General features: G+C 69.0%; 13 protein-coding genes. All 13 read left to right on the top strand.

The features are described from left to right. Positions 1-9: 9 nt before the first annotated feature. The 13 genes from BMY35_RS15710 (at position 10) to BMY35_RS15650 (ending at position 13,181) form a co-directional block, all read left to right on the top strand. Positions 10-1,026: a 2-dehydropantoate 2-reductase gene (locus tag BMY35_RS15710; protein ID WP_093200629.1), complete on the top strand. Its 1,017-nt coding sequence runs from the start codon at positions 10-12 to the stop codon at positions 1,024-1,026. An 81-nt stretch (positions 1,027-1,107) separates the two neighbouring features. Next, positions 1,108-1,383, top strand: coding sequence for a hypothetical protein (locus tag BMY35_RS15705; protein ID WP_143080691.1), 276 nt, complete (start codon positions 1,108-1,110; stop codon positions 1,381-1,383). A gap of 354 nt (positions 1,384-1,737) precedes the next feature. Then, positions 1,738-2,997, top strand: a complete 1,260-nt coding sequence (locus BMY35_RS15700; protein WP_093200624.1) for a D-amino acid dehydrogenase — start codon at positions 1,738-1,740, stop codon at positions 2,995-2,997. A gap of 184 nt (positions 2,998-3,181) precedes the next feature. After that, positions 3,182-4,165, top strand: a complete 984-nt coding sequence (locus tag BMY35_RS15695) for a Bug family tripartite tricarboxylate transporter substrate binding protein (protein WP_093200621.1) — start codon at positions 3,182-3,184, stop codon at positions 4,163-4,165. A 31-nt stretch (positions 4,166-4,196) separates the two neighbouring features. Continuing rightward, positions 4,197-5,012, top strand: coding sequence for an SDR family oxidoreductase (locus BMY35_RS15690; protein WP_093200619.1), 816 nt, complete (start codon positions 4,197-4,199; stop codon positions 5,010-5,012). 38 nt (positions 5,013-5,050) lie between these two features. Then, positions 5,051-5,599 carry a cupin domain-containing protein gene (locus BMY35_RS15685; RefSeq protein ID WP_093200616.1) on the top strand — a complete coding sequence of 183 codons (549 nt, stop codon included), beginning with the start codon at positions 5,051-5,053 and terminating at the stop codon, positions 5,597-5,599. 11 nt (positions 5,600-5,610) lie between these two features. Beyond that, positions 5,611-6,471: an alpha/beta fold hydrolase gene (locus BMY35_RS15680; RefSeq protein ID WP_093200613.1), complete on the top strand. Its 861-nt coding sequence runs from the start codon at positions 5,611-5,613 to the stop codon at positions 6,469-6,471. A 40-nt stretch (positions 6,472-6,511) separates the two neighbouring features. Next, complete coding sequence (locus BMY35_RS15675) at positions 6,512-7,354, top strand: IclR family transcriptional regulator (protein WP_093200611.1); 843 nt, start codon at positions 6,512-6,514, stop codon at positions 7,352-7,354. A 10-nt stretch (positions 7,355-7,364) separates the two neighbouring features. Next, positions 7,365-8,201 (top strand): SDR family oxidoreductase, encoded by an 837-nt coding sequence (locus BMY35_RS15670; protein WP_093200608.1) that lies wholly within the window; start codon positions 7,365-7,367, stop codon positions 8,199-8,201. Beyond that, positions 8,194-9,894, top strand: coding sequence for a thiamine pyrophosphate-binding protein (locus tag BMY35_RS15665; RefSeq protein ID WP_093200606.1), 1,701 nt, complete (start codon positions 8,194-8,196; stop codon positions 9,892-9,894). Before BMY35_RS15670 ends, BMY35_RS15665 begins: the two co-directional genes overlap by 8 nt. Positions 9,895-9,908: 14 nt before the next feature. Continuing rightward, positions 9,909-10,706 (top strand): aspartate dehydrogenase, encoded by a 798-nt coding sequence (locus tag BMY35_RS15660; RefSeq protein ID WP_093200603.1) that lies wholly within the window; start codon positions 9,909-9,911, stop codon positions 10,704-10,706. Positions 10,707-10,720: 14 nt separating this feature from the next. After that, positions 10,721-12,196: an aldehyde dehydrogenase gene (locus tag BMY35_RS15655; protein ID WP_093200601.1), complete on the top strand. Its 1,476-nt coding sequence runs from the start codon at positions 10,721-10,723 to the stop codon at positions 12,194-12,196. 13 nt (positions 12,197-12,209) lie between these two features. Continuing rightward, positions 12,210-13,181, top strand: a complete 972-nt coding sequence (locus BMY35_RS15650) for a VOC family protein (RefSeq protein WP_093200598.1) — start codon at positions 12,210-12,212, stop codon at positions 13,179-13,181. Positions 13,182-13,187 lie beyond the last annotated feature (6 nt).

Below are 13,187 nucleotides of genomic sequence, written 5' to 3'. Positions count from 1 at the left end.
ACTTCACTCATGCCAGAAGCAATCCCCGGTGAAGTGCTCGTGATGGGGGCGGGCACCATCGGCTGCTTCATCGGCGGAAGCCTCGCGGCCGCCGGCGTGCCCGTCACCTTCGTCGGCCGTCCGCGCGTGCTCGAGAAGCTCGCGAAGCATGGCCTGACGCTCACCGACATCGACGGCGCCACGCGCAGCCTTCCTGCCGACAGGCTGCGGCTCAGCGGACAGGTTCCCGTCGGCGCCAGGCCCTCGCTGGTGCTGCTGTGCGTGAAGAGCGGCGCCACCGCCGAGGCGGCGGGCGAGCTGGCCTTCGCGCTGCCGGCAGGTACCGCGGTGATCTCGTTGCAGAACGGCATCTCCAACTGCGCCGCTGCCGCCCAGACCGGCCCTTCGCTGAACGTGCTGGCGGGCATGGTGCCCTACAACGTGGCCGAGATCGGCCCGGGCGCCTTCCATCGCGGCACTCCCGGCCGGCTGGCCGCCGAGGACGACGCGGCGCTGCGCCCCTGGCTTCCCGTCTTCGAGCGTGCCGGCGTGCCGCTCGACCTGCATGCCGACCTGCTGCCGGTGCAGTGGGGCAAGCTGATGCTCAACCTCAACAACCCCGTCAACGCGCTTTCGGGCCTGCCCCTGCGCGAGGAGCTGATGCAGCGCGGCTACCGCCGCTGCTTCGCGTCGCTGATCGACGAGGCGCTGGGCATCCTCAACGTGGCCGGCATCGCGCCGGCGCAGGTGGCGGCTGTGCCCGCGCATCGGCTGGTGAGCCTGCTGCGGCTGCCCGACTGGATCTTCCGCATCGTCGCCGCGCGCATGCTGCGCATCGACGCCAAGGCTCGCTCCAGCATGGCCGACGACCTTGCGCTCGGCCGCCGCACCGAGATCGACGCGCTCAGCGGCGAGGTGGTACGCCTCGCGCAGGAGCACGGCCTGAGCGCACCGCGCAATGCGCGCATGGTCGCGCTGCTCGAGGCCTGGCCGCAACAGCCGAAGCGCTGGACGGCACGGCAATTGCAGGACGCGCTGGGCCTGTAGCGTCCGGCTGAGAGCCTTGCCAGCGCACAGGGGCTGGTGGCACGATGCATCGATTGCTCTCTCGGGGTGCGAATGTCGTTGATGCGTCCGCTCTTCCTGCTTGCACTGTCTGGCTTGGCCATTTACCTGGTCGAGTTCTACAGCTTTGCCCTTGCTCATTCGGCGGCCGGCATTCTTGTCGTGCTGGTTTGTCCCGGCATCTTGGTCATTGTTTCCAACTGGTTGACTGGCGTACCGGGATGGGCTGCTGCCGTAGCCGTCAATACTGTGTGTTACGAGTTGGTCTGGCGACTCGTTCTGCGTAGGCGCAAAGCGCTCCCCGATAAGGTGAGCGGCAGGGTGCAACGCACCGATTGAAGCTCCCACATCAGCATCGGACTGCCGCCCGGATCAATGCAACCAGCGCCTCGCACGCCATGCATGCACTATTCAAGATAGCCCTGGTGATCGGCTCCCTGGTTATTGGAGGCTGGCTGCTTCCAATGTTGGTTTGCTCACTTCCCGGAATTTCGGATTCGCTGGTTTGTGGTCACAATTTTTGGATATTGATCCTGCCCTGCGCGCTGCTTGGCGCGATTGCTGCATGGCTCGTTGTGCTGCGAATCCGATAGTGCGTCTTGCAACCCGGAGCAATCCGAACTCAGCGGATTCACCGGTATTGCTTGCATGTGCACTCGGTAGCATCGCAGCAGCTTTCAAGGGGTTGTTCTCATGCAGGTCCTGATTCTCGGCAGCGGCGTCATCGGCACCTCGATCGCGTACTACCTGGCACGCGCCGGGCACGAGGTGACGGTGCTGGAGCGCCAGCCGGCGCCCGCGCTCGAAACCAGCTTCGGCAATGCGGGAGAGGTCTCGCCCGGCTACTCGGCGCCGTGGGCCGGGCCCGGCGTGCCGGTCAAGGCCATCAAGTGGATGCTGATGCAGCACAGCCCGCTGGTCATCAAGCCCATGCTCGATCCGGCCATGTGGCGCTGGGGGCTCGCGATGCTGCGCAACTGCACGCAGGCGCGCTACGAGATCAACAAGAGCCGTATGGTGCGGCTTGCCGAATACAGCCGCGATTGCCTGAAGGCGCTGCGCGCCGACACCGGCATCGCCTACGACGAGCGCATGCAGGGCACGCTGCAGCTCTTTCGCACGCAGCAGCAACTCGACGGCACCTCGAAGGACGTCGAAGTGCTCCAGGCCTCCGGCGTGCCCTACCAGCTGCTCGACCGCGAAGGCTGCGTGCAGTACGAACCCGCGCTCGCGGCGGTGAAGGAAAAGTTCGTCGGCGGCCTGCGGTTGCCGGGCGACGAGACCGGCGACTGCTTCAAGTTCACGCAGGCGCTGGCGAAGCTGGCTGAAGCCGAGGGCGTGAAGTTCCGGTTCGGCGTGAACATCCAGGCTCTCGAGCACGATGCGGTCAAGGGCGTGACGGCCGTGCGCACCGACGCCGGCAGCTTCACCGCGGAGCGCTACGTGGTCGCGCTCGGCAGCTACTCGCCGGCGCTGGTCAGGCCGCTGGGCATCCGGCTGCCGGTCTACCCGGTCAAGGGCTTCTCGATCACCGTGCCGATCACAGATGCCGGCGGGGCGCCCGAATCGACGGTGATGGACGAGACCTTCAAGGTCGCGGTCACGCGCCTGGGCGACCGCATCCGCGTGGGCGGAACCGCGCAGCTCTCGGGCTTCGACCTGCGGCTCAACGAGCGCCGGCGCGACACGCTCGAGCATGTCGTGACCGATCTCTTCCCGCGAGGCGGCAACGTGCGCGACGCCTCCTTCTGGACCGGACTGCGGCCCATGACACCCGACGGCACGCCGGTGATCGGCGCCACCCGCGTTCCCAACCTGCTGCTGAGCACCGGCCACGGCACCCTCGGCTGGACCATGGCGGCGGGCACCGGTCGCGTGATGGCCGACCTGATCGGGGGCAGGGCGCCCGCGATCGACATGGAAGGCCTCACCGTGGCGCGCTACGGCGGCTGACGCTTCGCCCCTGCCCCTCGACGCCAACACAGGGCGGCCCCGAAAAGGCCGCCCTGTTTTCGTTGTGACACAAGGATTCGGGTTTTCCCTTAGTCATGAAGTTGTCTTCTTCGATATTCTTCGTGGCGTTCCATTAATAAATCGTTGTTTCTTTAGTGAAACAAACCTCGATCATACGGACACGATGAAACAGACACGCCGCCATGCCATCGCCGCTGCCATTTCCATGGCCGCCGCTTGCGCCTCCGGACTCGCCTGGGCAGCCGACAGCTACCCAGCCAAGCCGATCACGCTGGTCGTTGCCTATCCGGCCGGTGGCGACACCGACGCGCTGGCACGGCTCTTCGCCGAGAAGCTGTCGACGCGCGTCGGCCAGCCCGTGGTGGTCGACAACCGTCCCGGCGCCAGCGGCATCATCGGCAGCGCCTACGTGTCGAAAGCCACGCCCGACGGCTACACGCTGCTGCTCGCGCCCAGCACCTTCTCGATCGCGCAGCTGGTGCTGAAGACCAACGGCTCGGGCTACGACGTGCTGAACGGCTTCACGCCCATCGTGCAGACGGGCAGCCAGCCGCTGTTCCTGGTGGCCGGCGGCAACAGCGGCTTCGCCGGGCTGAAGGACGCCGTGGCGGCCGGCAAGGGCGGCAAGTCGCTGAGCTACGCGAGCCCGGGCAGCGGCTCGCCGATGCACATCCTGGGCGAGATGTTCGCCCGCGCCTCGGGCGCCAGCCTCGCGCATGTGCCCTACAAGGGCGTGGCGCCGGCCATCAACGACGTGCTGGGCGGCCATGTGCCCGTCACCTTCATCACGCTGGGCCCCGTGGCGCCGTACCTCGCCAACGGCAAGCTGCGCCCGCTGGCCGTGGCCTCGGCCCAGCGCTCGCCGCTCGCGCCCAGCGTGCCGACGCTGGCCGAGCAGGGCTTCAAGGACGTCGAGGTGACCGCCTGGAACGGCCTCTGGGGCCCGCGCAACCTGCCGCCCGAGATCGTGAAGACGCTCAACGGCCACTTCAACGAGATCCTGAAGATGCCCGAGATCGTCTCGCGCATGGCCGTGCTCGGCACCACGCCCGTGGGCGGCGACGCCGACGTGCTCGGCAAGACCAATGCCGCCGACTACGCGCGCTTCGGCAAGGTCATCAAGGAGCTCGGCATCCAGGCCGACTGACCCGCACGACCGATCCACGCACCTCACTCTCATGACCGAACTCAAAGCCATCGCCGACCCGTCCAGCCTGCAGGCGCTGCTGGCCGAACTGCCCGCCAACCTGCTGGCCGGCCGCCGCGTGCTCGTGACCGGCGGCGCGCGCGGCCTGGGCCTCGCCTTCGCCCAATGCATCGCCGCGGCGGGCGCGAGCGTGGTGCTGGCCGATATCCTCGGCGAGCTGGCCGAGACCGAGGCGAAGGCCCTGCGTGACGCCGGCCGCACTGCCCACGCGCTGCCGGTCGACCTGTCGAATCCAGATTCGATCGTGGCCTGCGCCGACGAGGCGATCCGCCTGCTTGGCGGCCTCGACGGGCTCGTCAACAACGCGGCCATCACCAACTCGGGCGGCAAGGACGCGCACCAGCTCGAGATCGACATGTGGGACTGCGTGATGAACGTCAACGTGCGCGGCAGCTGGCTCATGGGCCGGGCCTGCCGCGCCGCGCTGGCCGAGAGCGGCCGAGGCTCGATCGTCAACCTCGCCTCCGACACCGCCCTGTGGGGTGCGCCCAACCTGCTGGCCTATGCGTCGAGCAAGGGCGCCGTCATTTCCATGACGCGCTCGCTGGCGCGTGAATGGGGCGGCGACAACATCACCGTCAACGCCGTGGCGCCCGGCCTCACGCTGGTGGAAGCCACTGAATACGTGCCGATGGCGCGCCACCAGAAATACCTCGAAGGCCGCGCCATTCCGCGCGAGCAGCAGGCCGCCGACGTGTGCGGCGCCACCGTCTTCCTGCTTTCCGGCCTCGCGCGCTTCGTGACGGGCCAGTTGCTGGCCGTCAACGGCGGCTTCGCGATGCACTGAAAGCACGCCCCGATTTTTCCGACCAAGGAGTGAACCCGATGAGCGATCTGTCCGAACAGCAGAAGATCAACGAAACCGCCGCCAGCAGCCTGGCGCAGCCCGAAGGCAGCAGCCTCGCGGAGTGGATGAACACCCGCATCGCGCGCTACGAAACCCGCAAGTACGACTGGGACGCGTTGAAGTTCCAGGCCGACTTCGACCCCAAGTTCCGCCGCGCGCAGATGCGCTACGTGGGCACCGGCGGCACCGGCGTCGCGAAGGACGTCAACACTGTGCCCGCCGAGCACTTCACCTTCTCGACCATGGTTATCCCCGCCGGCCACGAAGGCCCGCCGCACCTGCATACCGACGTGGAGGAAGTGTTCTTCCTGATCCGCGGCAAGCTCAAGGTGGTGATCGAGAAGGACGGCGAGCGCTTCGAGACCATCATGACCGACCGCGACCTGATCTCGGTGCCGCCCGGCGTGTACCGCGAGGAGATCAACATCGGCGACGAGGACGCGCTGATGTGCGTGATGCTCGGCGCGAAGAAGCCGGTGACGCCGACCTATCCGGCCGATCACCCGCTGGCCAAGATCAAGCGCTGAACGGGCAGGCCATGATCGACGCCGCCGCATCCGATGCACTGACCCTGCCGGCCTCCGAGCTGGCACGGCTCGACGCCCGCTTTCCGGCCCGCGATGTCGCGGTCGGCGGCGGCGCCGTGGTGTCGGTGCGCGAATGCGGGCAGGGCCCGGCCATCGTGTGCCTTCACGGCATCGGCTCGGGCGCTGCGTCGTGGATCGACACCGCCGCGTTGCTCGCACCGCTGGCCCGCGTGATCGCGTGGGACGCTCCGGGCTATGGCGCATCGACGCCGCTCGAGGCCGACTCGCCGGCCGCCGCCGATTACGCGGCACGCCTGGGCGCCTTGCTCGATGCGCTGGAAATCGACTCGTGCGTGCTGGTCGGCCATTCGCTCGGTGCCATCACCGCAGCGTCGGCCGCGCGCGGCGATTCTCGAATTCGCCGCCTCGTGCTCGTCAGCCCGGCCATCGGATACGGCGCGCCGGCCCGCGCGGAAGCCCGCGCCAAGGTCCGCACCGAGCGCCTCGCCACGCTCGACGAACTCGGCATCGCCGGCATGGCCGCGAAGCGCTCCGGCCGGCTGGTTTCCGACAGGGCCACCGACCACGCCCGCCAGTGGGTGCGCTGGAACATGGCCCGGCTGAACGACCGCGGCTACCGCCAGGCCATCGAGCTGCTGTGCAACGCAGACCTGCTGTCGGACCTGCCGCCGCCCATGCCGGTGCGCGTGGCCTGCGGCGCGCTCGACGTGGTCACGCCTCCGGCTGCCTGCGAGGAAGTCGCGCGCAAGTGCGGAGTGCGGCTCGAATTGGTGGACGATGCGGGGCACGCCGGCTATGTGGAGCAACCGCAGGCCGTCGCCAAGCTGCTGCGCGAATCGCTCGCCGGCTGACCGCAACCCACACAGAGACATCCGAGAAGGAACCACAGGCATGGCTAACAACAACGACGGCAACGAAGCGATGGAAGAGGGCGCCGACCGCTACAACGTACCCGCGCTGGAGCGCGGACTGCGCGTGCTGTGCGAGTTCAGCCGCGAAAGCCGCACGCTCTCGGCGCCCGAGCTGGCGCGCCGCTTCGACCTGCCGCGCTCCACCGTCTTCCGCCTGCTCACCACGCTGGAGAACATGGGCTTCCTCGAGCGCGCCGAGGGCGGGCGCGACTACCGCCTGGGCCTGGCCGTGCTGCGCCTGGGCTTCGAATACCTCGCTTCGCTGGAACTCACCCAGCTCGGCACGCCGCTGCTCAACCGCCTGTGCGACGAGCTGCGCACGCCCTGCAACCTGGTGGTGCGCGACGGCCGCTCCATCGTCTACGTCGCCAAGGTGGCGCCGCCCACGCCCTTCGCGAGCTCGGTCACCGTGGGAACGCGGCTGCCGGCCCATGCCACGGTGCTGGGCCGCATCCTGCTCGAAGACCTCACGCTGCCGCAGCTGCGCGCCCTCTACCCCGAGGAAAAGCTCGAGACCTTCTCGCCGAGCACGCCCAAGACCGTGAACGAACTTTTCGACATGGTGCAGGCCGACCGCCAGCGCGGCTACGTGCTGGGCGAGGGCTTCTTCGAATCGAACATCTCCAGCATCGCCGCGCCGGTGCGCGACCACAGCGGCCACATCGTGGCTGCACTGGGCGCCACCGTCACCGCCAGCCACATCGAGGAAAGCCGAATCGACGAGATGGTGCAGCGCGTGCGCGTCACGGCCGACGAGATCTCCGGCCTGCTCAATTACTCGCCCGCGCGCACCGCCAACGTGGTGCCGCTTCGCTCCGCATGACCCCGGGACCATGACAACCCAAGCTCTTCCTTCCTTCTTCGCCGCCGATGCGCTGGCCGGCCGCGTGGCCGTGGTCACGGGCGGTTCGTCGGGCATCGGCCTGGCCACCGTCGAGCTGCTGCTCGGCTGCGGCGCCGCGGTCGCGCTGTGCGGCCGCAATGCCGAACGGCTCGACGGCGCCGTGGCCGGCCTGCGCACGCAGTTCCCGGACGCGAATCTTTTCGCCCAGCCCTGCGACGTGCTCGACGCCGCCTCGGTCCGCTCCTTCGCCGCCGCCAGCGAAGCCGCGCTCGGCCCGGCCTCGATGCTGGTCAACAACGCGGGGCAGGGCCGTGTCTCCACCTTCGCCGACACCGACGACAAGGCCTGGACCGAGGAGCTCAACCTGAAGTTCTTCTCCGTCATCAACCCGACGCGCGCCTTCCTGCCGCAGCTTGCCGCGCAGCGCACCGTACTGGGAGATGCCTCCATCGTCTGCGCCAACTCGCTGCTGGCTCGCCAGCCCGAGCCGCACATGGTCGCCACCTCGGCCGCGCGCGCCGGCCTGCTGAACCTCGTGCGCTCCATGGCCACCGAATTCGCGCCGCAGGGCGTGCGCGTCAACGGCATCCTGATCGGACTCGTGGAGTCGGGCCAGTGGCGCCGCCGCTTCGAGGCGCGCGAAGACAAGTCGCTCGACTGGGCCGCATGGAGCGGCCAGCTCGCGAAGAACAAGCACATCCCGCTGGGTCGCCTGGGGCTTCCATCCGAAGCCGCGCGCGCGATCCTTTTCCTCGCTTCGCCCCTCGCGTCGTACACGACGGGCAGCCACATCGACATCTCCGGAGGCCTGTCACGCCATGCATAACCCCAACAACACCGTCACCGTCGGCGCCGTCGTCGCCGCCTTTCTCGAACAGTGCGGCGTCAAGGCGGCCTTCGGCGTGATCTCGATCCACAACATGCCGATCCTCGATGCCTTCGCGCAGCGCGGCACGGTGCGTTTCATCTCGGCGCGTGGCGAGGCCGGCGCGGGCAACATGGCCGACGCCTACGCGCGCTCCACCGCCAGCCTGGGCGTGTGCATCACCAGCACGGGGCCTGCCGCGGGCAACATCGCGGGCAGCATGGTCGAGGCCCTGACGGCCGGCGCGCCGCTGCTGCACATCACCGGGCAGATCGAGACGCCGTACCTCGACAAGGGCATGTCGTACATCCACGAGGCGCCCGACCAGCTCACGATGCTCAAGGCCGTGTCGAAGGCCGCGCTGCGCGTGCGCAGCGTCGAAACGGTGCTCGGCACGCTCAAGCGCGCGGTGCAGCTCGCGCTGACCGCGCCGACCGGCCCGGTCAGCGTCGAGATCCCGATCGACATCCAGTCGGCGCTGACCACGATGCCGGCCGACCTGTCGCCGCTGCCCATCGAGCGCCCGGTGCCGTCCGCCGCCGCGCTCGACGCGCTGGCCGCGCGCCTCGCCGTTGCCCGCCGCCCGATGCTGTGGGTCGGCGGCGGTGCCCGCCACGCCCGCGCCGCCATCCAGCGCCTGCAGAAGCTCGGCTTCGGCGTCGTCACCACGACGCAGGGCCGCGGCACGGTGCCCGAGGACGACGCCGGTTCGCTCGGTGCCTACAACATCCAGAAGCCGGTCGAAGCCCTGTACCAGACCTGCGACGCGATGCTCGTGGTCGGTTCGCGCCTGCGCGGCAACGAGACGCTCAAGTACGAACTGAAGCTGCCCCGGCCGCTGTACCGCATCGACGCCGACGCCGCCGCCGAAGGCCGCTGCTACGCGTCCGAAGCCTTCGTCTGCGGCGATTCCGCGCTGGCCCTCGAAGGCCTGGCCGACCGCCTCGAAGCCGCCGGGTACAAGGCCGACCCGCAACTGCTGGTCGACCTGCGCGCCGCGCACGACCAGGCGGTAGCGGCGCTGCGCGACGGCCTCGGCCCGTACGCCGAACTCGTGCGCCAGCTCCAGTCGGCGGCCGGTCGCAACTTCAACTGGGTGCGGGACGTGACCGTCTCCAACAGCACCTGGGGCAATCGCGAGCTGCGCGTCTTCGAACCGAGCGCCGGCGTGCACGCCACGGGCGGCGGCATCGGCCAGGGCATGCCGATGGCCATCGGCGCGGCCATCGGCGCGGCGGTGACCGGCTCGGGCCGCAAGACCTTCTGCCTGGCCGGCGACGGCGGCTTCATCCTGAACCTGGGCGAGCTGGCCTGCATGGTGCAGGAGAAGGCGCCCATGGTGATCGTGCTCATGAACGACAAGAGCTACGGCGTCATCAAGAACATCCAGGACGCGCAGTACGGCGGCCGCCAGTGCTATGCCGAGCTGCACACGCCCGACTACGACCTGCTGTGCAAGTCGATCGCGCTGCCGCATGCCCGCGTGCAGGACCTGTCGGACCTGCCCGCCCGCCTGGGCGAGGCGCTGGCGACCGAAGGTCCGTTCCTGCTGGAGATCGACATGCTCTCCATCGGCAGCTTCAAGACCACCTTCGCCGGCCCGCCGACCAACACGGTCACGCAGATCCCGGCTCTCGGCACGGCCGGCAAGTGAGCGAAGCCCGTTCCATGTCTAGCCCCACGCGCATCGCACTCGTCGGCTGCGGAGCCATCGGCACCTCGGTGCTCGAACTGCTCCGCGGCGATCCCGCCCTGAAGGTGGTGGCTGTCGTCGTGCCCGCCGACGCCGTTGCCGCCGCGCAGAAGGCGGCACCCGACGCGCAGGTGGGCAGCGCCTTGCCTTCAGCCGGCATCGACCTCGTGGTCGAGACCGCCGGCCATGCCGCCATCGAGCAGCATGTGCTGCCCGCGCTGGCACGCGGCACGCCCTGCGTGGTCGCCTCGGTCGGCGCGCTGTCGGCTGCCGGCTTCGCCGAGAAGCTCGAAGCCGCGGCCATCGCCGGCAAGACGCAGGTGCAGCTGATTCCGGGCGCCATCGGCGCCATCGACGCGCTCGCCGCCGCCCGCATCGGCGGCCTCGACAGCGTGCGCTACACCGGCCGCAAGCCGCCGCAGGCCTGGAAGGGCACGCCGGCCGAACAGGGCCGCGACCTCGGCGCGCTGGCGCAGGAGACCGTGATCTTCGAAGGCAGCGCGCGAGAAGCGGCCTTGCTCTATCCGAAGAACGCCAACGTCGCGGCCACCGTCTCGCTCGCGGGCCTGGGGCTCGACCGCACGATGGTTCGCCTCATCGCCGACCCGGCTACCGCCGAGAACGTGCACACCGTCGAAGCCGAAGGCGCCTTCGGCAGCTTCGAGCTGACCATGCGCAACAAGCCGCTCGCGGCCAACCCCAAGACATCCGCGCTGACCGTGTACAGCGCAGTGCGTGCGCTGCGCAATCGCGTGGCCGCGCTCGCCATCTGAACCCGCTGTTTCCCATGATCTCCTCCGAACTCCTTCCGATCTGCATCGCCGGCGAATGGCGCCTGGGCGGCGGCGACGTCTACGAAAGCCTCTACCCGGCCACCGGCGAGCCCATCGCGCGCCTGCGCGCTGCGAGCCTTGCCGATGTCGAGGAAGCCATTGCCGGCGCCGACCGCGCATTCCGCACCAGCGGCTGGGCGCAGCGCCTGCCGCACGAGCGCGCGGCCGTGCTGCATCGCGTGGCGCAGCTGATCCGCGAAGAGAGCGAATCGCTCGCGCAGAAGCAGCGCCTGGACAACGGCAAGCCCATCAACGAAACCCGCAACCTCGTGGCCAGCGCCGCCGGCACCTTCCAGTTCTTCGCCGCCGCGCTGGAGACTCTGGAGGAAACCATCACGCCGTCGCGCGGCGCCTTCGTCACCATGAGCGTGCACGAGCCCATGGGTGTGGTCGCTGCCATCACGCCGTGGAACTCGCCCATCGCCAGCGAGGCGCAGAAGCTGGCGCCCGCGCTGGCCGCCGGCAATGCGGTGGTGGTCAAGCCCGCCGAGGTCACGCCTTTGATGGCGCTGGAACTGGCGCGCATCTGCGAGAAGGCCGGCGTGCCCAAGGGCATCGTCAGCGTGCTGCCGGGCAGGGGCTCGGTGATCGGCGATGCGATCACCAAGCATCCGCTGGTCAAGCGCGTGTCGTTCACCGGCGGCACGACCACCGGCAAGCACATCGCCCACATCGCGGCCGACAAGATGATGCCGGTGTCGCTGGAGCTCGGCGGCAAGTCGCCGACCATGGTGCTCGACGATGCCGACCTCGACCACGCGGTGAACGGCGTGCTCTACGGCATCTTCAGCTCGTCGGGCGAGTCGTGCATCGCGGGCTCGCGCCTGTTCGTGGCGCGCGGCATCTACGACGAGTTCCTCACGCGGCTGGCCGAAGGCGCCAACGCGCTGCGCGTGGGCGATCCGGCTTCGGAGCGCACGCAGATGGGGCCGCTCATCACCGCGAAGCATCGCGAGGGCATCGAGCGCTACGTGGACCTCGGCGTGTCCGAGGGCGGCCGGATTCGCACGGGCGGCGTACGCCCGCATGGCGACGGCTATGACCGGGGCTACTTCTACAAGCCGACCATCATCGAAGGGCTGGACAACAGCGCCCGCATCAGCCAGGAGGAAATCTTCGGCCCGGTGCTCGTCGCCATGCCCTTCGACAGCGAGGAAGAGCTGATCGTGCAGGCCAACGACAGCGTCTACGCGCTGGCGGCGGGCGTGTGGAGCCGCGACTTCAAGCGCGCCTGGAAGCTGGGCCGCGCGGTGCAGGCCGGCACGGTCTGGGTCAACACCTACAAGCAGTTCTCCGTGTCCACGCCCTTCGGCGGCTGGCGCGACAGCGGCCTGGGCCGCGAGAAGGGCCGCGAAGGCATCTTCCAGTACATGGAGCAGAAGAGCATGTACTGGGGCACCAATGAACAACCGCTCCCGTGGGCGAACTGAAGAGGACCGCACCATGAGCGTACTTGGCATCGACCAGATCACCTACGGCGCGGACGACCTGCCCGCATGCCGCCAGTTCTTCCAGGACTGGGGCCTTTCGCTGAAGTCGGAGGCCGCCGACGAACTCGTCTTCGAGTGCCTCAACGGCTGCAAGGTCGTGGTGGCCGCGCTGGACAAGCCCGGCTTGCCGCCCGCGATGGAAGAGGGCCCGACGCTGCGCGAAGTGGTGTGGGGCGTGGAGAGCGACGCGGACCTCGACCGCTACGCCGCCGCCATCGCGCAGGATCCGGCCTTCTTCGACACCGCGGTGGACGGCGCGCGCCGCATCGGCTGCATCGACCCGAACGGCCTGGCCGTGCGCCTGCAGGTCAGCCGCAAGCATGCGGTGCAGGTCGACTGCGGCGCCATGAACACCTGGAACGCGAAGCTGCGCATCAACCAGCCCGCGCCCATCTACGAACGCGCCACGCCCATCGAGGTCGGCCACGTCGTGTTCTTCGTGAGCGACGTGAAGGCCACCAGTGCCTTCTATGCCGAACGCTTCGGCTTCGTGGGCTCCGACAGCTATCCGAACCGCGGCGCATTCATGCGCTGCGCGGCCGAGGGCGGCCACCACGACCTGTTCCTGCTGCAGATTCCTTCGGGCAAGCGCGGGCTGAACCACGTGGCCTTCACCGTGCGCGACATCCACGAGGTGTTCGGCGGCGGGCTGCACTTCTCGCGCTGCGGCTGGGAAACGCAGCTCGGCCCGGGCCGCCACCCGGTGTCGTCGGCGTACTTCTGGTACTTCAAGAACCCGGCGGGCGGCCTCATCGAGTACTACGCCGACGAAGACCAGCTCACCGCCGACTGGCAGCCGCGCGAGTTCGAGCCGGGCCCCACGGTCTTCGCCGAATGGGCGGTGGACGGCGGCCTCGATGGCAACACGCGCCGCCAGAAGAACGCGGAAGGCCCCAAGGGTGCCTTCCTGACCGAAAAGAAATGACTCACC

The organism is Variovorax sp. YR750, assembly GCF_900109805.1.
GTDB lineage: Bacteria > Pseudomonadota > Gammaproteobacteria > Burkholderiales > Burkholderiaceae_C > Variovorax > Variovorax gossypii.
The sequence above is the reverse complement of the archived record's forward strand: the minus strand, read 5'-3'. Positions and strand labels throughout refer to the sequence as shown.

Excerpts from the sequence above, each read along its gene's own strand:
- BMY35_RS15710 (WP_093200629.1), top strand. The coding sequence starts at position 10 with ATGCCAGAAGCAATCCCCGGTGAAGTGCTCGTGATGGGGGCGGGCACC.
- BMY35_RS15675 (WP_093200611.1), top strand. The coding sequence starts at position 6,512 with ATGGCTAACAACAACGACGGCAACGAAGCGATGGAAGAGGGCGCCGAC.
- BMY35_RS15685 (WP_093200616.1), top strand. The coding sequence starts at position 5,051 with ATGAGCGATCTGTCCGAACAGCAGAAGATCAACGAAACCGCCGCCAGC.
- BMY35_RS15655 (WP_093200601.1), top strand. The coding sequence starts at position 10,721 with ATGATCTCCTCCGAACTCCTTCCGATCTGCATCGCCGGCGAATGGCGC.
- BMY35_RS15700 (WP_093200624.1), top strand. The coding sequence starts at position 1,738 with ATGCAGGTCCTGATTCTCGGCAGCGGCGTCATCGGCACCTCGATCGCG.
- BMY35_RS15660 (WP_093200603.1), top strand. The coding sequence starts at position 9,909 with ATGTCTAGCCCCACGCGCATCGCACTCGTCGGCTGCGGAGCCATCGGC.
- BMY35_RS15695 (WP_093200621.1), top strand. The coding sequence starts at position 3,182 with ATGAAACAGACACGCCGCCATGCCATCGCCGCTGCCATTTCCATGGCC.
- BMY35_RS15680 (WP_093200613.1), top strand. The coding sequence starts at position 5,611 with ATGATCGACGCCGCCGCATCCGATGCACTGACCCTGCCGGCCTCCGAG.
- BMY35_RS15690 (WP_093200619.1), top strand. The coding sequence starts at position 4,197 with ATGACCGAACTCAAAGCCATCGCCGACCCGTCCAGCCTGCAGGCGCTG.
- BMY35_RS15650 (WP_093200598.1), top strand. The coding sequence starts at position 12,210 with ATGAGCGTACTTGGCATCGACCAGATCACCTACGGCGCGGACGACCTG.
- BMY35_RS15670 (WP_093200608.1), top strand. The coding sequence starts at position 7,365 with ATGACAACCCAAGCTCTTCCTTCCTTCTTCGCCGCCGATGCGCTGGCC.
- BMY35_RS15665 (WP_093200606.1), top strand. The coding sequence starts at position 8,194 with ATGCATAACCCCAACAACACCGTCACCGTCGGCGCCGTCGTCGCCGCC.
- BMY35_RS15705 (WP_143080691.1), top strand. The coding sequence starts at position 1,108 with ATGCGTCCGCTCTTCCTGCTTGCACTGTCTGGCTTGGCCATTTACCTG.